Source organism: Mycobacterium sp. IDUB_17, assembly GCF_055419465.1.
Map to the genome: position 1 here is coordinate 520,728 of NZ_JBVAXS010000005.1, position 18,773 is coordinate 539,500.

Genomic DNA, 18,773 nt, shown 5'->3' on the forward strand with positions numbered 1-18,773 from the left:
ATGCCGAGCCTGCTGCAGCGGTTGTCCTCGGCACTCGGCGAGGTGATGACCGTCGTCGAGGAAGACGACGACGCGCTGACCGTGACGGTCGACGGTTCGGTTGCCTCGGTGCGGGTGGTGGCCATCGCCGAGGACCTGGAGATGGTCTCGCTGACCCAGCCGTTGGCCTGGGATCTCCCGCTGAACAACAAGATTCGCGAACGGGTGTCCGAGCATGCCAGCAAGACCATGCTGGGCACGGTGGTGTTGGTGGAGAAATTGGTCGAGACGCCCACCAACGGTGCGACGCCCAAGGGCGCTACGCGCAAGCGGCCGGCCAAGAAGGTCGCCGACGTGATGCTGCGCTACAACTTCCCGGCGGCCGGTCTCACCGACGACGCGCTGCGCACGCTGATCCTCATGGTTCTGGCCACCGGCGCCGACGTGCGTCGGGACCTGATGTCGTGACGGTCATTCGCATCGTCGCGGCAGTGGTGCTCGGTGAGGACAACCGGCTACTCGTGGTCCGCAAGCGGGGCACGACGGCGTTCATGCAGCCGGGCGGCAAGATCGAGCCGGGGGAGCAGCCGATCGAGGCGCTGTCCCGGGAGGTTCGTGAGGAGCTCGGGGTCGGTTTTGATGTTTCGGCGGCCGAAGAACTCGGCCACTTCACCGCACCCGCCGCCAATGAACCCGGCTACACCGTCGATGCGTGGCTCTACCTGATCAGCCTCGACGGTGAACCGCGGCCGCAGGCCGAGATCGCCGAGATGACGTGGATCGACCTGCGCACGCCCGGTGACATCGAGCTTGCCCCGTTGACCCGCGACCCCGTGCTGACCCTGGCACGCGATCGGGCTTAGCGTCCCCACGTGTGAAGCGCTATGGCGGAAAATCGGCACTGGGACCGCCACCACGCTTCATACGCGGAAATCAAGTCAGCTGACTCCGTCGCCGCAGCCGCGACACATCCCGAAGATCTCGATCGTGTGGCTGACGTCGGAAAAACCGTGCTCGCGGGCCACATCGGCGGCCCATGCCTCGACGTGGCCGCCCGAGATCTCGACGGTCGCGCCGCAGGCCCGGCACACCAGATGGTGGTGATGGTCCTCCGAGCAGCGCCGGTAGACCGATTCACCGGTGTCGGTGCGCAACGTATCGACGCTGCCGGTGGCGGCCATGGCCTGCAGGGTGCGGTACACCGTGGTCAGCCCGATGCCCTGACCTCGCCGGCGCAGCTCGTCGTGCAGCTCCTGCGCTGAGCGGAACCCTTCGGTCTCGTTGAGCAGGTCGGCGATCGCTGCACGCTGCCGGGTGGACCGGACTGCGCCCGTCACCGCGGTTCCTCACTGGCGTGCGCGACAGCATCGGCGACGATGTGGGCCAGATGATGGTCGACGAGGTGGTAGAGCACCTCACGCCCCGCGCGCTCGCTGGCCACCACCCCGGCCTGCTTGAGTATCCGCAGGTGCTGGCTCACCAGCGGTTGCGGCACGGCGAGTGCGTCGACCAGTTCGTGCACGCACCGTTGGGACTGTTGCAGCTGCAGGACGATGGCGATCCGCAGCGGGGCGGCGAGCGCCCGCAGCAGTTCGCCTGCGGTGTCGAGGACCTCCCGCGACGGCAATTCCGACGCCGGCGTTGCGCTGTGCTCGTGCGCGTCGTCGTGTTGATTCGCATTGATATTGGAAATCGTTTCCATTACGGGTCACAATACATGCGCGATATTGCATGTCAACCGGCCCGGTGACCACGGCGGATTATCGCTGGCGGCGGGCTGGTCGCTACGCTGATGCACCGTGGCATCCATCATCGATACCGTTGCGAACCTGGCGAAACGCCGTGGCCTGGTCTACCAGTCCGGTGAGATCTACGGCGGCACCAAGTCCGCATGGGATTACGGGCCGCTCGGTGTCGAGCTCAAGGAGAACATCAAGCGGCAGTGGTGGAAGTCCATGGTCACCGGCCGCGACGACGTCGTCGGCCTGGACAGTGCGATCATCCTGCCCCGCCAGGTGTGGGTGGCCTCCGGTCACGTCGACGTCTTCAATGATCCGCTGGTGGAGTGCCTGAACTGCCACAAGCGGCATCGACAGGACCACATGCAGGAGGCTTACGCCCTGAAGAAGGGTCTGGATGACCCGGATTCGGTGTCGATGGACGAGATCGTCTGCCCCGACTGCGGCACCAAGGGTCAGTGGACCGAGCCGCGTGATTTCAACATGATGCTCAAGACCTACCTCGGCCCGATCGAGTCGGAGGAAGGCATGCACTACCTGCGCCCGGAGACCGCGCAGGGCATCTTCGTCAACTTCGCCAACGTGGTGACCACTTCGCGTAAGAAGCCGCCGTTCGGCATCGGCCAGATCGGCAAGAGCTTCCGCAACGAGATCACGCCGGGCAACTTCATCTTCCGTACCCGCGAGTTCGAGCAGATGGAGATGGAGTTCTTCGTCGAGCCCTCCACCGCGGGCGAGTGGCACAAGTACTGGATCGAGACCCGGCTGCAGTGGTACGTCGACCTCGGCATCAACCGGGATAACCTGCGTCTGTACGACCATCCCAAGGAGAAGCTGTCGCACTACTCCGATGGCACGGTCGATATCGAGTACAAGTTCGGTTTCGCCGGCAACCCGTGGGGTGAGCTGGAAGGCATCGCCAACCGGACCAACTTCGACTTGTCCACGCACGCAGAGCATTCCGGTGTCGATCTGTCCTTCTACGATCAGGGTGCCGACACCCGCTACGTGCCGTACGTGATCGAGCCCGCAGCCGGCCTGACCCGGTCGCTCATGGCGTTTCTGGTCGACTCCTACACTGAGGACGAGGCGCCCAATGCCAAGGGCGGTGTGGACAAGCGCACCGTGCTCAAGCTCGACCCGCGCCTGGCCCCGGTCAAGGCTGCGGTGTTGCCGCTGTCGCGCAATGCCGACCTGTCACCCAAGGCCCGCGACCTGGCCGCCGAGCTGCGCAAGAACTGGAACGTCGAGTTCGACGACGCCGGTGCCATCGGCCGGCGCTACCGCCGTCAGGACGAGATCGGCACGCCGTATTGCGTGACAGTCGATTTCGACACGCTGGAGGACAACGCGGTCACCATCCGCGAGCGCGACGCCATGACTCAGGAGCGCATCGCCCTGGACAAGGTGTCGGACTACCTGGCCGTGCGGCTCAAGGGCGCGTAGTTTTCCCGCGCGCCGTTCAGGGGCGGACGTCGACCGCGGCGGCGATGGTCGTCACGGTTGGGGTTCTCCCAGCAGTGGTGCGGGTACATCACCGTCGAGCAGGCCGATCAGCGTCGCCAGTAGGGCATCGAGTTCGGCGCCGACCGCGGTGATCGCCGGGTTGCCGTAGCTGGTGAACAGCAGGCTGGGTTGGTCGACGGCGAGCACGGTGCCGTCCGGGCTGGCGTAGAGCAGCGTGCGCAACGGCGCGTGCAACATGACGCCGGGATCGTGGCGGAACATGCGTTCGGCGATCGTGTGATTGCCCATCAGATACTGGGTGGCCCGCCCGTTGGATCCGGACCCGGCCATGCTCGGGGCGATGTCGAAGCCGAAATAGCGCAGAAACCCATGTGGGGCCTGGACTTTGGCGATGGCGAGTACCTCGTCCCAGTTCGAAGCGGCCGCGAATGCTGCGCCATCGTAGGCGGGCACCAGGGTTTCGTAACGCTCACGGGCCTGCTCATAGCTGTCGGGTAGCGCCACCAGCAGCCGGCGGTTGGGGTGGTCGACGGTGCCGCTGTGCCGCGTCATCGTGGCGTCACGAGGCCTGGAACAGGGGCGCGTGCACCTGGCGGGTCAGTTCGTCGGCGAGTACTTCCGGTGTGCCGGAGACGATCCCGTCGACGATCTGGCGGGCGACGTCGGCTGGATCGTTCTTGGGGACATCGAGATCGGCGGTCATCGAGGTATCGGTGTAGCCGAGATATACGCCGATCACATCAGTGCCCTGCTCTCGAAGTTCCAGTCGCAGAGAGTTGTTCGCCGACCACAGGGCTGCTTTTGAGACGCCGTAGGCACCGTAGCCGGGGAGCCACGACAGCACCGATGCGATGTTGACGATCGCGCTGTTGCGCCCGGCCAAGCGCGGCGCGAAGGCTCTGGTCACCCGTAGCGCGCCGAAGAAGTTGGTCTCCAGTACTGACCGAATTTCGTCGAGGTCGTCGGCCGCCAATGACCGGCCGCCGAGCACGCCGGCGTTGTTGACGACGATGGTGGCGTCGGCGGCGACCTCGGCCAGTCGGGCGACTTCGTCGGGTTTGGTGACGTCGGCTTGAATGACCACCACGCGAGGGTCGGCTGCGGTGTCGGGACGCCGGCTGGTGGAGTACACCTTGGCGGCCCCGCGCGCCAGAAGTTCATCCACGATCGACTTGCCCAATCCCCGCTGGCCGCCGGTCACGACGACTGTTGCACCCGCGACCGGTGTTCCCGTTACTGCCATGTCGAACTCCTTTGATTCGAGCGGTGACCTCGGCCGACTCCGATGGCCTTCCGGGTGTCACGTCTGCCAACGCAGCAGCCTGAGTTTGAATTCCCAATCCAGCTATGATGTGAGGATGCGCGCAGAACCGTGGTCCGACGCCGCCTGCCCGATCGCCCGCACGATGTCGGTGCTGGGGCAGCGGTGGTCCATCCTGATCATTCGCGAGGCGCTGTTGGGCCGGTCCCGGTTCTCCGAGTTCCGCGAACATCTGGGTGTGGCTTCCGACGTGCTCAGCACGCGGCTGTCCGAATTGGTGGCAGCCGGCATCCTCGATGTCGTCGACTACCGGGAGCCGGGCGATCGCACCCGTAGCCGCTATGTTCTCACCGATGCCGGACACGACCTGGTACCCGTTCTGGCGGCCATGGGCCAGTGGGGTCACGAACATCTCGCCCGGCCGCACAGCAGCGGTTACCGGTTCGTCGAAACGGGCACCGGGGAACTCACCCGGATCGGATTCCGCCGCGCTGACGGCACCGCGGTGCCGGCCGGGCAGGTCACTCTCACCGGGACCCGAGTCGATTAGCGAGCGCTACCGCCTGAGCCTTCCTGCCGAGCAGGGTCGAACTAGAAGCGGCCGCCACCGCCGCCGTAGCTGCGGCCCGACGAATGCGACGAGCCGCCGTAGGACGTCGGACGGCCCATGCTGCGGCCCCCGCCGTAACCTCCACCGAAGCCGCCGCCGAAACCGCCACCGCCGCCGCGCAGGACATTGCCGATGAGGATGCCGCCGAGCACTGCACCCATATCGGACCCGCCACCTCCGCCGTACTGCGAGGTGTAGGACCGCTGCGCGGCGCGGACGTCATCGTTGGCGAGGCCCTGTGCCTGCGCGGCCAGCGTCGACGCCCCATTCGCGTGCGCCACCGCCTCATTCGGATTCTCGGCCCGCTTGGCCTCGGCGGCCTCAAGCTGCCGCTGCGCCTCGGCCAGTCGGGTGCGGGCCTCCGGACCGATACTGCCGCGACGGGTCTCGATGAAGTCCGACACCGCCTTGATCCGCGACTGGGCGGTGAACAGCGCCTGCTCGAGAGCCCGGGCGAGCCGCTCGGTGGCCTCCTGCTGTGCATGCACGCTGGCCAGTAACTGATCCAGGTCGGCATCGGCCTTGGTCAACCGGGTGAATGTGCCCAGCGGATCGGCGTCGCCCGCCGAGCGGGCTTCGTCGGCCGCCTTGGCGGCGGCGTCACGGGCTTTGGTGAGGGCGTCCTGTTGAGGCGTCGACGCTTCGTTGAGCAGAGCGGTGGCTTGACTGATGCCATTGGTGATGTCGGCGATCGCCGCGGGCAGGCCGGCCAGGGCCCGGTTGATGTCGGAGGACGCGCTGTCCACGGCGTCGAGCAGGGTGCGGGTCTGATCGAGCGCGGACTCGGCCGACCGCACCGCGTCCACCAGTGCGGTCTGATCGGTGGCAGGCCGAGACACCAGGCTGCGGGCTGTGGTGATGCTGCGATCGGCGAACGCCAGTCGCTCCTTGGCAGTGTCCACGTTGGCCGCCACCGAACTCAGGGCGGTCGCATCGAACTGGGTGTGCAGGTTGTCCAAGGTCTGGCGGGCCGGGTCGATGCGGGCGGTGAGATCGACCATCTGCTGGGTCATGGTGTCGAGTCGGGCCGGGGCGTTGATCACCAGATCCCGCAGCTGCTCGAAGGCCTGGCTCTGGGTGTCCAGCTCGCGGTCCGCCCTGGCTGCCGACACCACCACCTGCGTCAACAGCTGACGCTGTTGCAGGGGTGTCTCGGGTGCATCGTCGTCGAGGGTCTGCCGCACGTTGAAGGCTTGGGCCAGAGCCTTTTTCGCATTTTCCAGGGCCGCGCTGAACGGTTCGGTTCGATTGGCGCCGAATTCCTCGACGGCCAGTTCGAGCTCGGCCTCACTGGTGCGGACCGCGTTGTCGACGTCGACCACGATCGAGCGGGACAGCTCGTCGAGCGCCTCCAGCGGCACCGCGGTCAACGCGTTGGCGTCGGTCGGATCGACCCGCTTGGCGGCCTCGAACTCGGCGTGGCGTCGCTTGGCCCGGCGGCGGCGCGACCACCACCACAGCAACCCGGCCAGCACCAACACCACGCCGAGGGCGATCAGCATGCCGGGCCACGACACGCCGGGTGTGGCGGGGGATTCGGGTTCGGAGTTCAGCCCGTTGGCCGCGGCGATCGCTGCCCCCGCCCAGTCGTCTCGGCGCAGGGCCGGGGTGACGCTGTTACGCCGGATGTCGTCGGCGCGTGCCGAAGTGGTGATGGTGTCGGGCACCTGGAACGCGAACGCCCGGTCCACCGTGGCGACCGCCAGTAGCGCGTCGTCGTCACCGAAATCGCTCAGCTGCATGGTGTTCTGCGCCCAGCCGACCGGGTTCTGCCGGGCGAAATCGTCGACGAAGACCACCCATAGCTTGATGTGGCGGTCGTCGTAGAGCCGGTCGATCGCGCGCTGCACGTTGCCGCGCTGGGCGGCCGACAACACCCCGGCGTTGTCGGTGAGTTGGGTTGCCAGCCGCAGAGGCGGCTCGGCGGCGGCGCCGGGGGCGACCAGGAGTCCGGTCATCAGGATCGCGAGCAGCATGGACAGCAGACGGGCGATACGCATGACCGTCAATCTAATGCGCTGCGGGGTTGCCGCGTTGCTTCCTGGCAGACTGTGCGTCGGTGAACGCGGATACGCAGTCCTGGTATGACGACTTCGACCGGCAACGTCTGGTGGTCGAGGCGCCCAAGGGTGCTGTGCTGCCCGGAACCGACACCGAGCATCGAACCGACTTCGCTCGCGATCGGGCTCGCGTGTTGCACAGCGCCGCGCTGCGGCGGCTCGCCGACAAGACCCAGGTGGTCGGCCCGCGGCATGGTGACACCCCACGCACTCGGCTCACCCATTCACTCGAGGTGGCTCAGATCGGGCGCGGCATGGCGATCGGCCTCGGCTGCGATCCCGACCTGGTGGATCTGGCCGGGCTGGCCCACGACATCGGGCATCCGCCGTACGGGCACAACGGCGAGCGGGCCCTCGACGAGATCGCCAAACCGTTCGGCGGGTTCGAGGGCAACGCCCAGAACTTCCGGATCCTCACCCGGCTGGAGCCCAAAGTTCTTGATGCCGATGGGCGTTCGGCTGGGCTCAACCTGACCAGGGCCGCGCTGGACGCGGTGGCCAAGTATCCGTGGCCCAGCTTCGGCACGCGGAAGAAGTACGGCTTCTACGACGACGACGCCGAGGCTGCGGCCTGGGTGCGAGCCGGTGCGCCTGCCGAACGGCCGTGCCTGGAGGCCCAGGTGATGGACTGGGCCGACGACGTCGCCTATTCGGTGCACGACGTCGAGGACGGGGTGATCTCCGGGCGCATCGACCTGCGGGTGCTCGGCGATCACGACGCTGCCGCCTCGCTGGCGGATCTGGGCGCCAGGTCCTTTCCCAGCGTCACCCACGATGATCTGTTGGCCGCCGCCGAGCGGTTGTCGCAGGTGCCGGTGGTGGCCGCGGTAGGGCGCTACGACGGAACCCTGGCTTCCTCGGTCGCGTTGAAGACCCTGACCAGTGAACTCGTCGGGCGCTTTGCCAACGCGGCGATCAGCCAGACCCGGGCAGTCGCCGGCGCCGGGCCGCTGCGGCGGTTCGACGCCGAGCTTTCGGTGCCGCCGCTGGTGCGTGCCGAGGTGGTGCTGCTCAAGATGCTTGCGCTGCAGTTCATCATGTCCGATCACCGGCATCTGCAGATCCAGGCCGATCAACGCACCCTCGTCCACGAAGTCGCCCTGGCGCTGTGGGCACAGGCCCCGGGGAGTCTCGACCCGCAGTTCGCTCCCGAGTTCGACCTCGCGGCCGACGATGGTGCCCGGCTGCGCGTGGTGGTCGATCAGATTGCGTCCTACACCGAGAGCCGCTTGGAACGCGTGCACGAGGCGCGCTCGCCCCGGCCGTTGGGCTGAGCGGACGGCTGGATCAGCCGATCTTGTCGATGCTCGCGTCCAACACGGCCGTCGTGCGGTCGTCAACCGTCTGTTCAGTTTCCTTGTCGCGCCAGCCGCGGATTTCGAGGTCGACGAGATAGTTGCGGTGCAGACCGATCGCACGTGTCACGCGCTTGTAGCTGTCGACCGTGTGATCGAGATTGTTTTCGTTGTCGATGAACGCCACCAGTGTCTCCGGGGTGGCCCGCACCTCGTTGATGGTGCGGGTCGAGTTCAGCTTCGGGTCGGACACCGACTCGTTCACTGTCTTGCCCTCGCAGCGCTTCCAGATTTCGGAGAACTCATCGAACAACGTTTGAGCCGACGCGACATCGGGCAACGCGATGACGTTCTGAATCACGAACATCGCGGGGCCCATCTTGGGTCCCCACCGCCACACCGAGCCGGCGAAAGCCTTCTCCTGTGCGGATTCGTAGCTCGATTTTTGTGCGGCAAAGGGCACGCCGGCGCACTCCGGTGCGTCCGAGGTGACGTTGGCCCGGCGCAGACCACCATTGCTGTCCGTCAGGGCGCTCATCAGCTGATAGTCCGATTGCATCGCCCGGTCGACCTCGGGTTTGGTCAGCAGGAACTGCTGGACGGACTGCTGGTCGGTCGGTCCGGCCGGCAGCGCGGCCCGTGACGGCGAGCCCGACGAGGGAACGGTCAGCCACACGACGAGTGCCACGACGGCGACGAGGATGATGACGTACGACAGCGTGAGACCGACGATGGCCCGGCTCCGGCCATTCTGCGGACGCTTCTTGATCTCGGAGAGCGCCAGATGACCGAGCACCGCACCGGCCGGGGCAAAGATGAAGGCGAACACGATCGACAGAGTCGCGAGCGTGTTGGTCTCGGCTTGCGGCGGAGGTGGCGTGGGCGCCGAAATGACCGGTGGCACAGCCATTGGCTGTTGTCCGAACGGATCGTGTGGACCGCCGAATCCCCCGTAACTCATCGCGTGATCCTACTGGGGCAGCCGCGGCCGGCGGTCAGGCGATGCGGGCCATCATGGCCTTGGCGACGTCGATTCCTGAGTTGTTCATACCCGACGCCGGGTCCTGCCCCGGAGCGACGCCGTAGAAACCCACCTCGACGTCGACGAGGCAGTTTCCCTTGACCCCGAGCGCGTGTGCGCTGGCACGGGCCCATCCGCCGCTGGAGCGGTCGGACGCCAGTGCGGCGGAGAGAACCGAATCGGTGACCCGCACGTTGTTGGCGGTCGTGATGTAGTTGCTGCCGTCGGAGGCCTGACCGGCCAGCACCGTCATGGTGCGGCCCTCGCATGCTTGCCACTGGTTGGTGAATGCGGTGAACGCTGCTTGCGCCTCGGCGGGGGAGGCGTACACGACGACAGCTTCTTCCACCTTCATCACCGGTCCGGAAGCGGCGGTCCACCAGTTCTCCGAGGCAAAATGCTGGACGCCGGTGCCTTGGAAGACGCTGCGTTGGGCCACCCTGGTGGCACCAACGCATTCGTGAGGTGAGGCTGCGGATTCGTTGGCCAAACCATTGGGCATCGTGTCGAGCGATCCGACCTGGCGATCCTTGGCGGCTGCCTCGAACTTCTGATTGAGCAGTGTGGTCAAGGCGCCGCCGTTGAGCAGGACGTCGGTGAAGTTGGCGCCGGTGATCGGCATCGCCACGACGTTGGGTTTCGCGGTCGTGGGTGGCGAAGTGGTGGTGGTCGTGGCTCCCGTGGTGGGAGAGCTGCTCGACGATGAGGTGGTCGGCGGGTTGGCGATGGCCGGCGTCGGCGTGTCCGAGGGCAGCGCGGCCCACACCACCAGTCCGATCACAAGCATCAGGATCATGAAGTACGACAGGACCAGCCCGATGATTGCGCGGTCGCGGCCCTTCTGATGAAGACGCTTGATCTGTGAAAGCGCAATATGGCCGAGCACGGCCCCGGCGGGAGCGAAGACGAACGCGAAGACGATCGACAGCGTCGCCAGCGGGTTGGTCTCCTCCGACGGTGGCGGCGGAACCTGATAGTTAGGTGGCCCCGACTGGGGCCCCGCCCACCCACCTGACGGCTGCCCACCTGACGGCTGCCCACCGAACGGCTGTCCACCGAACGGCTGCCCGCCGAATGGATCCGACGACGGTCCGCCATATCCCCCAAAGCTCACCGACGCCTCCCTCAGGCAAACCTGTGCAGCGCGACTTTCACGCACGCATAGACTAGGCCGGTGGCCGGCCGGATTTCAGATCGCGATATCGCGGCCATCCGTGAAAAAGTCCGAATCGAAGATGTCGTCGGCGACTACGTCCAGCTGAGGCGGGCCGGCGCCGACTCGATGAAGGGCCTGTGCCCGTTCCACGACGAGAAGTCTCCGTCGTTCCACGTGCGGCCGAACCATGGTCACTTCCACTGCTTCGGCTGTGGCGAGGGCGGCGACGTGTACGCCTTCGTCCAGAAGATCGAGCACGTGAGCTTCGTCGAGGCGGTCGAGTTACTGGCCGACCGGGTCGGCTACACCGTCACCTATACCGGCTCGTCGACCACCAATGTCCAGCGCGACCGGGGCAGCCGAAGCCGGTTGCTGGCCGCCAACGCCGCGGCCCAGGAGTTCTATGCCGAGGCGCTGACCTCAGACGAAGCCGCCGAGGCGCGCAAGTACCTGACCGAGCGCAACTTCGACGCCGCCGCGGCTGCCCAGTTCGGGTGTGGGTTCGCGCCGTCGGGGTGGGACACGTTGACAAAGCACTTGCTACGCAAGGGTTTCGAGTTCAAGGAGCTGGAGGCGGCCGGACTGAGCCGGGAGGGCAAGCGCGGGCCGATGGACCGGTTCCATCGTCGTCTGCTGTGGCCGATCCGCGTGTCCTCGGGCGAGACCATCGGCTTCGGCGCGCGCCGGTTGTTCGACGACGACCAGAACCAGGCGAAGTACGTCAACACCCCCGAGACCGTGCTCTACAAGAAGTCGCAGGTGTTGTTCGGGCTTGACCGTGCCAAGCGCGACATCGCCAAGGGGCATCAGGCCGTCGTGGTCGAGGGCTACACCGACGTGATGGCCATGCACATGGCCGGGGTGACGACCGCGGTGGCGTCGTGCGGCACCGCGTTCGGCGAGCAGCACCTGTCGATGCTGCGCCGGCTGATGATGGACGACAACTTCTTCCGCGGCGAGTTGATCTACGTGTTCGACGGTGACGCCGCCGGCCAGGCTGCCGCGGTGAAAGCGTTCGAGGGCGAGCAGAACCTGTCCGGTCAGTCGTTCGTGGCGGTGGCTCCCGACGGGATGGATCCGTGCGATCTTCGGCTGCGCTCCGGCGACGGCGCGGTGCGCGATCTGGTGGCGCGGCGAACTCCGTTGTTCGAGTTCGTGATTCGCAGCGCACTGACCGAGCATGACCTCGACAGTGCCGAGGGCCGGGTGGCCGCGCTGCGGCGCTGCGTGCCGATCGCGGCCCGGATCAAGGATCAGACGCTGCGCGACGAGTACGCCCGTCAGCTGGCCGGCTGGGTCGGCTGGGACAACGTCGCCCAGGTGATCGGCCGGGTGCGGGAGGAAGCCAGCGGGGGCCGCAAGGATTCGCGGCGTCAGCCCGCGCGGCAACAGGCGAGACCCGGGCAGACCCCGGTACCGGCACCCGTCGGCCGCCCCGACCCGAGCGATCCGACACTGTGGCCGCAGCGCGAGGCGCTCAAAGCCGCGCTGCAGTATCCGGCGATCGCCGGGCCGGTGTTCGATTCGTTGACCGTCGAGAGCTTCACCCACCCCGCGTACGCCGCGGTGCGTGGGGCGATCGAGGCGGCCGGCGGCATGGCGTCGGGCAAATCCGGGGCCCAGTGGATCGAGGCCGTCCGCGAGCAGACCACGTCGCCGGCGGCGGCCAGCCTGGTCAACGAACTGGGCGTCGAGGCCATCAACGTCGAGGACGACGAGCACCTGCCGCGATACATCAGCAGCGTGCTGGCCCGCCTCCAGGAAGTCTGGGTGGGCCGGCAGATCGCCGAGGTGAAGTCCAAGCTGCAACGCATGTCGCCGGTGGAACAGGGAGACGAATATCACGCCCTGTTCGGTGACCTGGTGGCCATGGAGTCCTACCGGCGCAGCCTGCTCGAACAGGCCAGCGGCGACGACCTGACTGCGTGATTGCCCGCATCGCGATAGGGTGACGGCAGTCGGGCCCCTACACGCGAAAGAGGCAAACCCGGTGACACTGTTCAGCTCCAAGACGCGGCGATACGCCGCGGTCGGCGCATTTGCGCTGGTCGCAGGGGCGGCCGCGGCTACCCCGGCGTTCCTCGCAACGTCCACTCCCGGCCCCGAGGTCTCGGCCCAGCCGGCCTGCCTGGCCTGGTTCGGGAACAAGGAGGACGGCAAGTGCCTGTCCTACTCGAACGGAACGCCTGCCAACATCGGCACGCCGTGGGTCGGCGTCGGGCAAAACGGCGTGGTGACCGGCCCGCTGCTGCCGGGCACGTCGATCAACCAGGGGATCGGCTAGCTCTACCAGCGAGATTTCGCTGAACCGTCGGTGCTCTCCTTCGTGGAGAACACCGACGTTTCTGCGTCTATGGGGGTCAGCGTGAGGAACTGCGGATCCGGCGACACCCGTTTGGCGACCTTGCGCCGGCCGGCGTCCAGAACCGCTTTGGTGGCCGGATTGGCGGTCACCGCGCGATAGGTACTGGCGATCTGCTCATAGCGGCGTCGCCCGGCCTTGGCGCCCAGCACGTAGCCGACGGCGATAACGGCGGCGTAGCGGATCACAGCGTTCCTCCCAGACGACAACTTTGTGTGCTCCATCCTGCCTCACCGACGCCCCGACGCGCCCGTCTGGGAGCGCATTGGCGGCGGCGGCGGTCCATGCGCTAGAGTCAACGCTCGGCCGCGGCTTCCGCGGAAGGTAGTCCCCTGTAGCTCAATTGGCAGAGCTCCCGACTGTTAATCGGGCGGTTATTGGTTCGAGTCCAATCGGGGGAGCAAGTTCTCCAAACCCCAGCCTTACGACTGGGGCCGGGTCTGAGCCTGACGGGCCGCCTGGGTAAGCGCCTCCACAAGTGGATTGGCCGCCGACGCGAGAGCTTTCCGCTCCTCTTCGGACAGTTGATAGAACGTCCACACGCCCCAGGCCGCCGGCCGCACGTACACCGTCACCTGTTGCCGGTTGTTCGCCAGCACGGCAGGGACGGGCACCGCGCGATCGAGGGTGGCGGCGCTGGACATCTCCTCGGCTATCTGTTGGACGTTGACTGATTCCTGCAGTTGGTACAGCACGGCCTTGTTGGCGGGGCCTTCCATGGCGAGGAACCATGCCATCAGTGTCTCCTTGGGGTCAGTGGTTGTGAGCGGTGGTACTTCGACGATCACGAGTGAGATCGCAAACAGTGTGGCCTATCGACGCGCCGCCGTCAGCCCACTCGCTGAGCCGGTCTGATTGGCTACCCTTGGGGGGTGCACTCACGGCTGATCGCCATCGTCGCCTTCGTCGGTCTCCTCGCGGTTGGTTGCGGCTGGAAACCGTCATCCGCACCGCCTCCGAAACCCGATACCTGCGCACCGACCGACGGCCCCAGCGCCGACACGGTCACCGACCAGATCGCGAAACTGCCGGCTCCCGAAGCGGGCAGGCAGTGGACGCAGATCGGCTCCGGACACACCACCAATTGCCGGCTGTACTGGGTCCAGGTGGGCCAGACCAACCCCGAGCCCAACAGCGCCGGGCAGCTGCTGTTCTTCGACCGGCAGACGCCCATCGGCCCGGCCACCCCGGAGCCGCGGCCCTACATCAACGTGGTCACCAACGCCGACGACAGCGTGGTGGTGAACTACCAGTGGCAGCAGGGCCACGACTCACCCACCTCGCCCACCGGAATCGCCACCGTGCGGTTCCGGATCGGGGACGACGGCAAACTGGTTGCCGTCGACCCGATTCCGAAGCCCTGAGACGCCTCAGCCGTTGACCAGCTCGGCGGGGTCGAGCATTGCCGCGTAGCGCAACTGCTCGGGGATGCCGAACCCGTCGACGAGGGTTTCGACATGCGGGCGCAGTGAGCGACACCGTTCGTTGATCCCGCGCGTCACGGCCTTGGCACGTTCGGTGGACAGGAAACGGTGCTCGATGAACCAGGCCTTGTCCTGCTCGATCGCCGACAGCGCGTACAGATCGCAGACATCGTCGAGGAGTTCGCGTGCGGTGTCGTCCTCGCAGGCGTCGATGCCGGCGACGAACGCTTCCAGGATGACGCGGTCGATGTGCGCCTGCGCGGCATGCAGCACGTGGTCCTGGACGGCGTTGAACGCGTCGAAGGCCGATATCTCCTTGGCCTTGCCCTGCAGTCGCCGGGCCACCGAGGCCAGCATGTATTCCTCGCGGTCCTCGAACATCTTGACCTGGGTACCGCGGTTGAACAGGCTGCCCTCCTCCTCGTTGTCCTGGCGGGTGTCGAGGACGGTTTGGATGATGGTCTCGGCGGCAGTGCGTTTCAGCACCCGCTCACCGGCGTAGTTGGCCGCGAACCGGACCCATTCGACCGGGCTCATGCCTTTGATGTCGTCGGCGTAGGCGGTGAGCAGCTCTTTGGCCACCAGTTGGGTGAGCACGTGGTTGTCGCCCTCGAAAGTGGTGAACACGTCGGTGTCGGCGCGCAGGGCGATCAACCGGTTCTCCGCGAGATAGCCTGCGCCGCCGCAGGCTTCGCGCGCTTCCTGGATGGCGCGGCTGGCATGCCAGGTGTTGGCGGCTTTCAGTCCGGCCGCGCGGGCCTCCAGTTCGCGCTGCTCCTCGGCATCGGGATCGTCGGAGGTCTGCAACTCATGGCACTTGGCCACCAGTTCGTTCTGGGCGAACTGCAGCGCGTAGGACTTGGCGATCAACGGAAGCAGCCGGCGCTGATGCACCAGGTAGTCCATGATGAGGACTTCCTGGTTGCTCTTCGGGGCTTCGAACTGCCTGCGTTCCAACGCATATCGGGTGGCGATGTCCAGTGCCACGCGAGCTGCGGCCGAGGCGCTGCCGGCGACGGTGACCCGGCCCCGGATCAGGGTGCCCAGCATGGTGAAGAACCGCCGGCCAGGGTTCTCGATCGGTGAGCTGTAGGTGCCGTCGGGGGCGACGTCGGCATAGCGGTTGAGCAGGTTCTCCCGCGGGACGCGCACATGGTCGAACACGATGCGTCCGTTGTCGACGCCGGGCAGGCCGCCCTTGTAGTGGCAGTCCGAGGTCGTCACACCGGGCAGGTCATTGCCCTCGTCGTCACGGATGGGCACCACGAAGCAGTGCACGCCGTGCCCTTCACCGTCCGGGGTGATCAATTGTGCGAAAACAGTTGACACCCGGGCGGTTTCGGCGGCCCCGCCGATGTAGTCCTTGCGCGCGGTGGGGGTGGGGGAGTGAATGACGAATTCCTCGGTCGTCGGATCGTAGGTGGCGGTGGTCTCCAGTGCCTGCACATCGCTGCCGTGACCGGTCTCGGTCATCGCGAAACAGCCCAGCAGGTCCAGGTCGATGAGCCGGCGCACGTAAGCCTTGTGGTGGCGCTCGGTGCCCAGATTCTCGATGGCGCCGCCGAACAGGCCCCATTGGACCCCGGCCTTCACCATGAGCGACAGGTCGCTCATGGCCAGCATCTCGATGCGCGTGATGGCCGCGCCCACGTCGCCGTTGCCGCCGTGTTCTTTACGGAAGCCGTCCTCGGCTGCGCCGGCCGCCGCCATGATCTTGAGCTGCTCGGTCACCTTGGCCCGGGCGATCGCAGTGTTGGGGGTGTAGTGCGGCCGGAAGATCTCGTCCGACAACGTGGTCCGCATGGCGTTCTTGACGTCGCGCCAACGGCCGTCCAGCGTGTTTCGCAGATGCTCGGCAGTGGAGGTCATATCCGACGGTAACGCGTGCGGCGGCGGTAATAGGACGGTTGACCCGGTATCTGTTGGGAAGGCAAGCCTTCCTGGACAAGCTCGACCTCGGCGCGAAAGACTGACGCCATGCCGGATTCGGTCGGTAAGTCACTGTCTCCCACCGGGTTGCCGCATGTGAGCTATCACCGGCATGCCGATGTCACCGGTGGGTGGCTGCGCGCGGCGACCTTCGGCGCGATGGACGGTCTGGTCAGCAATACCGCGTTGATCGCAGGTGTCGGGGCCAGCGCGTCGGCTCAGACTGTGGTGCTCAGCGGTGTAGCCGGGCTGTTGGCGGGTGCTTTCTCGATGGCACTGGGTGAATACACCTCGGTGACGACGTCCAACGAGCAGGTCGATTCCGAGGTCAAGGTTGAGCAGCGGTCGTTCCGCAAGAATCCCGAGGCAGAGCAGGCCGAACTGGTGGCCATGCTCCAGGAGATGGGGATGACGGCCGAGACGGCGACGAAGGCCAGTGAGGAAATCCATCGCGACCAGAATCGGGCCTTGAACTTTCACCTCGTGCAGGAATTGGGCGTGCACCCGACGGAGAAGCCGTCGCCGTGGGTGGCAGGCGGCTCGTCCTTCGTGTTGTTCGCGATCGGTGCGATCGTCCCGCTCATCCCGTATCTGCTCGGCTTCGAATCGTTGTGGGCCGGTCTGGCCTGCGGTGGGGTGGGTCTGTTGATCGCCGGTGGCGTGGCGGCGAGGTTCACCCGTAAACCGGTGGCCATCGCGGGGCTGCGGCAATTGGTGTTCGGGGCGGTTGCGATCGCGGCCACCTACGCCGTCGGCATCCTGGTCGGTGCCGTCATCACCTGATGCTGCGTCCAATCCTGCTGGCCGGCGCTCTGGTGTTGTCGGCGTGCGGGCCGGCCCAGGCCACGCCCGGCCTCGACTACCTCGGTCAGCGTCAGGTGGCTTCCGGCGCCGTGCTGGACGGCACGGTGATCGGTGGACTGTCAGGGATCAGCTATGACGCGGCCGACGACCTGTACTACATCATCAGCGACGACCGTTCCGCGAAGGGCCCGGCGCGCTTCTACACTGCGCGGATCACGTTGTCGGAAAACGGTATCGGTGACGTCGAGTTCGTCGCCACCCATCCGTGGCTGGACCGCGACGCACAGCCGTTCGGCCCGTTGAACAGCAACGTGCAGCCGCCCGTGGTGCCGCCCGACCCCGAGGCCATCGCCTTCGATGCCCGCCGACAACGGTTGTACTGGACCAGCGAGGGGGAGCGGCGGGTCGAGGGGCCGGGTGCGCCGATCCTGCTGGACCCGTGGGTGCGGACCGCCGCCCTCGACGGTAGCTTTCTCGGCGAATTCGCGTTGCCCGACGGGTTGCGGATGTCGGCCGACGAACACGGCCCGCGGCGTAACAGCACGCTGGAAGGGTTGACCCTGACACCGGATGGACGGTATCTGTGGGCGGCCATGGAGGGGCCCGGCTATGACGACGGTCCGCCACCGGATGAGCAGCACGGTGCGGTGACGCGGGTCGTCCGCTTCGACGCGGAGTCCGGGGCGGTCAGCGGCCAGTACACCTATCCGCTGGACCCGGTCACCGCCGGGCCGGGCGGAGACAACGGATTGTCGGATCTGGTGGCGCTCGACGACAGCAGCTTTCTGGTGATCGAGCGTGGATTCGGGACGCACGTGGCGGTGCGGATCTACCGGGCCGGCATCGTCGAGGGCTCCACCGAGATGACCAAGACGCTGCTGGCGGATCTGACCACCACGCCAGGCCTGACGCCGCTGGACAACATCGAGGGAATCACGTTGGGGCCCAAGCTTGCCGACGGTCGGCAATCGGTGATCGCGGTCAGCGACGACAACTTCTCGCCCACGCAGGTGACGCAGTTCCTGTTGTTCGCGATGTGAGAATTCGCGGTCTGGCCCGCCTCGGGTGTGCGGGAAGATTGCTTCGTGAGCGTCGAATGGTATGCCGTGTTTCCGACCGATCCGCGATGGGTTCCCAGCCTGGATCGCGAGGGCGCCGCGCGTGCCGTGTTCGAGGTGCTCATGGGAAGCGATATCGAGATCAAGGTGAACCGGCCCGGCCGGGTGGTGTTGGAGGACGCCGGTGAGTGCCTTGAAACCATCGGTTGCCCGGCATGCGGGACTTTGGTGGGCGAGAACCCGAAGAACATGGAGTGGTGGGTTGCCCAGTTGAACCGTGCGTGGACGGATGCCATGGGGTTCTGGCCGCTGGATGTGACGACGCCGTGTTGTGGCACTCGGACTTCATTGAACGATCTGGTGTACGACGCGCCCCAGGGCTTCGCGTCCTGGTCGGTCGCGGCGCGAGACCCGGTGTACGCGATGGACGAAGACAAGCTGGCGCTGGTCGGCGCGGCGCTCGGACACCCTGTTCGTTGGACTCATCGGCACACCTGATCGCGTGCGTAGCGCCATGGCGGTTTCGGGCCGCTCAAAGTCAAGTGGCTAGTGCAACGTGGCTACGCAGCTTGATTGAGGAGGGTGGCGAGGCGTTGGGCTGGGGTGTC

The 18,773-nt window shown here is 66.6% G+C and carries 21 protein-coding genes and 1 tRNA gene; 12 read left to right on the plus strand and 10 right to left on the minus strand.

Going from position 1 to position 18,773, the window contains the following annotated elements:
- Positions 1 to 447, plus strand: coding sequence for a hypothetical protein (locus ACZYZ7_RS23320; protein ID WP_135456147.1), 447 nt, complete (start codon positions 1 to 3; stop codon positions 445 to 447).
- The gene (locus tag ACZYZ7_RS23325) at positions 444 to 842 is read left to right on the plus strand and encodes an NUDIX hydrolase (protein WP_463741918.1); all 399 of its coding nucleotides are present in this window, start codon (positions 444 to 446) and stop codon (positions 840 to 842) included. Before ACZYZ7_RS23320 ends, ACZYZ7_RS23325 begins: the two co-directional genes overlap by 4 nt.
- Before the next feature lie 75 nt (positions 843 to 917).
- On the opposite strand, the gene ACZYZ7_RS23330 is transcribed toward ACZYZ7_RS23325, so the two are convergent.
- Positions 918 to 1,316, minus strand: a complete 399-nt coding sequence (locus ACZYZ7_RS23330; protein ID WP_463741919.1) for a Fur family transcriptional regulator — start codon at positions 1,314 to 1,316, stop codon at positions 918 to 920.
- Positions 1,313 to 1,681 carry an ArsR/SmtB family transcription factor gene (locus ACZYZ7_RS23335; protein WP_450072177.1) on the minus strand — a complete coding sequence of 123 codons (369 nt, stop codon included), beginning with the start codon at positions 1,679 to 1,681 and terminating at the stop codon, positions 1,313 to 1,315. Before ACZYZ7_RS23335 ends, ACZYZ7_RS23330 begins: the two co-directional genes overlap by 4 nt.
- A 97-nt stretch (positions 1,682 to 1,778) precedes the next feature.
- Here ACZYZ7_RS23335 and ACZYZ7_RS23340 point away from each other — a divergent pair, with 97 nt between their 5' ends.
- Positions 1,779 to 3,164, plus strand: coding sequence for a glycine--tRNA ligase (locus ACZYZ7_RS23340; RefSeq protein WP_135456141.1), 1,386 nt, complete (start codon positions 1,779 to 1,781; stop codon positions 3,162 to 3,164).
- A gap of 51 nt (positions 3,165 to 3,215) precedes the next feature.
- Here the strand turns inward: ACZYZ7_RS23340 and ACZYZ7_RS23345 are convergent, their stop codons facing one another.
- Both ACZYZ7_RS23345 and ACZYZ7_RS23350 read right to left on the minus strand, forming a co-directional pair.
- The gene (locus ACZYZ7_RS23345) at positions 3,216 to 3,737 is read right to left on the minus strand and encodes a DUF302 domain-containing protein (RefSeq protein ID WP_463741920.1); all 522 of its coding nucleotides are present in this window, start codon (positions 3,735 to 3,737) and stop codon (positions 3,216 to 3,218) included.
- A gap of 7 nt (positions 3,738 to 3,744) precedes the next feature.
- The gene (locus ACZYZ7_RS23350) at positions 3,745 to 4,428 is read right to left on the minus strand and encodes an SDR family oxidoreductase (RefSeq protein WP_450072180.1); all 684 of its coding nucleotides are present in this window, start codon (positions 4,426 to 4,428) and stop codon (positions 3,745 to 3,747) included.
- 115 nt (positions 4,429 to 4,543) lie between these two features.
- Here ACZYZ7_RS23350 and ACZYZ7_RS23355 point away from each other — a divergent pair, with 115 nt between their 5' ends.
- Positions 4,544 to 4,996 carry a winged helix-turn-helix transcriptional regulator gene (locus ACZYZ7_RS23355; RefSeq protein WP_463741921.1) on the plus strand — a complete coding sequence of 151 codons (453 nt, stop codon included), beginning with the start codon at positions 4,544 to 4,546 and terminating at the stop codon, positions 4,994 to 4,996.
- Positions 4,997 to 5,037: 41 nt separating this feature from the next.
- On the opposite strand, the gene ACZYZ7_RS23360 is transcribed toward ACZYZ7_RS23355, so the two are convergent.
- Positions 5,038 to 7,056 (minus strand): TPM domain-containing protein, encoded by a 2,019-nt coding sequence (locus tag ACZYZ7_RS23360; RefSeq protein ID WP_463741922.1) that lies wholly within the window; start codon positions 7,054 to 7,056, stop codon positions 5,038 to 5,040.
- A 59-nt stretch (positions 7,057 to 7,115) separates the two neighbouring features.
- On the opposite strand from ACZYZ7_RS23360, the gene ACZYZ7_RS23365 reads away from it, so the two are divergent.
- Positions 7,116 to 8,390, plus strand: coding sequence for a deoxyguanosinetriphosphate triphosphohydrolase (locus tag ACZYZ7_RS23365; RefSeq protein ID WP_135456133.1), 1,275 nt, complete (start codon positions 7,116 to 7,118; stop codon positions 8,388 to 8,390).
- Between the two features lie 13 nt (positions 8,391 to 8,403).
- Here ACZYZ7_RS23365 and ACZYZ7_RS23370 read toward each other — a convergent pair whose 3' ends face one another.
- Together ACZYZ7_RS23370 and ACZYZ7_RS23375 are read right to left on the minus strand one after the other, a co-directional pair.
- Positions 8,404 to 9,372 carry a sensor domain-containing protein gene (locus ACZYZ7_RS23370; protein WP_463741923.1) on the minus strand — a complete coding sequence of 323 codons (969 nt, stop codon included), beginning with the start codon at positions 9,370 to 9,372 and terminating at the stop codon, positions 8,404 to 8,406.
- A 34-nt stretch (positions 9,373 to 9,406) separates the two neighbouring features.
- Complete coding sequence (locus ACZYZ7_RS23375; RefSeq protein WP_463741924.1) at positions 9,407 to 10,546, minus strand: sensor domain-containing protein; 1,140 nt, start codon at positions 10,544 to 10,546, stop codon at positions 9,407 to 9,409.
- A gap of 60 nt (positions 10,547 to 10,606) precedes the next feature.
- Between ACZYZ7_RS23375 and dnaG the strand changes: the two genes are divergently transcribed.
- Both dnaG and ACZYZ7_RS23385 read left to right on the plus strand, forming a co-directional pair.
- A complete protein-coding gene (dnaG, locus tag ACZYZ7_RS23380) occupies positions 10,607 to 12,517 on the plus strand; it encodes a DNA primase (RefSeq protein ID WP_450072184.1) in 1,911 nt (636 codons plus the stop codon).
- A gap of 61 nt (positions 12,518 to 12,578) precedes the next feature.
- Complete coding sequence (locus ACZYZ7_RS23385; protein ID WP_463741925.1) at positions 12,579 to 12,872, plus strand: DUF7155 family protein; 294 nt, start codon at positions 12,579 to 12,581, stop codon at positions 12,870 to 12,872.
- 2 nt (positions 12,873 to 12,874) lie between these two features.
- Here the strand turns inward: ACZYZ7_RS23385 and ACZYZ7_RS23390 are convergent, their stop codons facing one another.
- The gene (locus ACZYZ7_RS23390) at positions 12,875 to 13,138 is read right to left on the minus strand and encodes a hypothetical protein (RefSeq protein WP_135456124.1); all 264 of its coding nucleotides are present in this window, start codon (positions 13,136 to 13,138) and stop codon (positions 12,875 to 12,877) included.
- 140 nt (positions 13,139 to 13,278) lie between these two features.
- On the opposite strand from ACZYZ7_RS23390, the gene ACZYZ7_RS23395 reads away from it, so the two are divergent.
- A tRNA-Asn gene (locus ACZYZ7_RS23395) sits at positions 13,279 to 13,351 on the plus strand.
- A gap of 21 nt (positions 13,352 to 13,372) precedes the next feature.
- Here the strand turns inward: ACZYZ7_RS23395 and ACZYZ7_RS23400 are convergent.
- Positions 13,373 to 13,687 carry a hypothetical protein gene (locus ACZYZ7_RS23400; protein WP_135456123.1) on the minus strand — a complete coding sequence of 105 codons (315 nt, stop codon included), beginning with the start codon at positions 13,685 to 13,687 and terminating at the stop codon, positions 13,373 to 13,375.
- 135 nt (positions 13,688 to 13,822) lie between these two features.
- On the opposite strand from ACZYZ7_RS23400, the gene ACZYZ7_RS23405 reads away from it, so the two are divergent.
- Entirely contained in the window at positions 13,823 to 14,314 is a 492-nt protein-coding gene (locus tag ACZYZ7_RS23405; protein ID WP_463741926.1) for an LppP/LprE family lipoprotein, read from the plus strand.
- Positions 14,315 to 14,320: 6 nt separating this feature from the next.
- On the opposite strand, the gene ACZYZ7_RS23410 is transcribed toward ACZYZ7_RS23405, so the two are convergent.
- Complete coding sequence (locus ACZYZ7_RS23410; protein ID WP_463741927.1) at positions 14,321 to 16,243, minus strand: acyl-CoA dehydrogenase family protein; 1,923 nt, start codon at positions 16,241 to 16,243, stop codon at positions 14,321 to 14,323.
- A 108-nt stretch (positions 16,244 to 16,351) separates the two neighbouring features.
- Here ACZYZ7_RS23410 and ACZYZ7_RS23415 point away from each other — a divergent pair, with 108 nt between their 5' ends.
- From ACZYZ7_RS23415 to ACZYZ7_RS23425, 3 genes are read left to right on the plus strand one after another with little or no spacing between them, the layout of a single operon-like run.
- On the plus strand, positions 16,352 to 17,086 hold the full coding sequence (locus ACZYZ7_RS23415) for a VIT1/CCC1 transporter family protein (protein ID WP_463741928.1): 735 nt from the start codon (positions 16,352 to 16,354) through the stop codon (positions 17,084 to 17,086).
- Positions 17,086 to 18,147: an esterase-like activity of phytase family protein gene (locus ACZYZ7_RS23420; RefSeq protein ID WP_463741929.1), complete on the plus strand. Its 1,062-nt coding sequence runs from the start codon at positions 17,086 to 17,088 to the stop codon at positions 18,145 to 18,147. Before ACZYZ7_RS23415 ends, ACZYZ7_RS23420 begins: the two co-directional genes overlap by 1 nt.
- 45 nt (positions 18,148 to 18,192) lie before the next feature.
- Positions 18,193 to 18,663 (plus strand): hypothetical protein, encoded by a 471-nt coding sequence (locus ACZYZ7_RS23425; RefSeq protein ID WP_463741930.1) that lies wholly within the window; start codon positions 18,193 to 18,195, stop codon positions 18,661 to 18,663.
- Positions 18,664 to 18,773 lie beyond the last annotated feature (110 nt).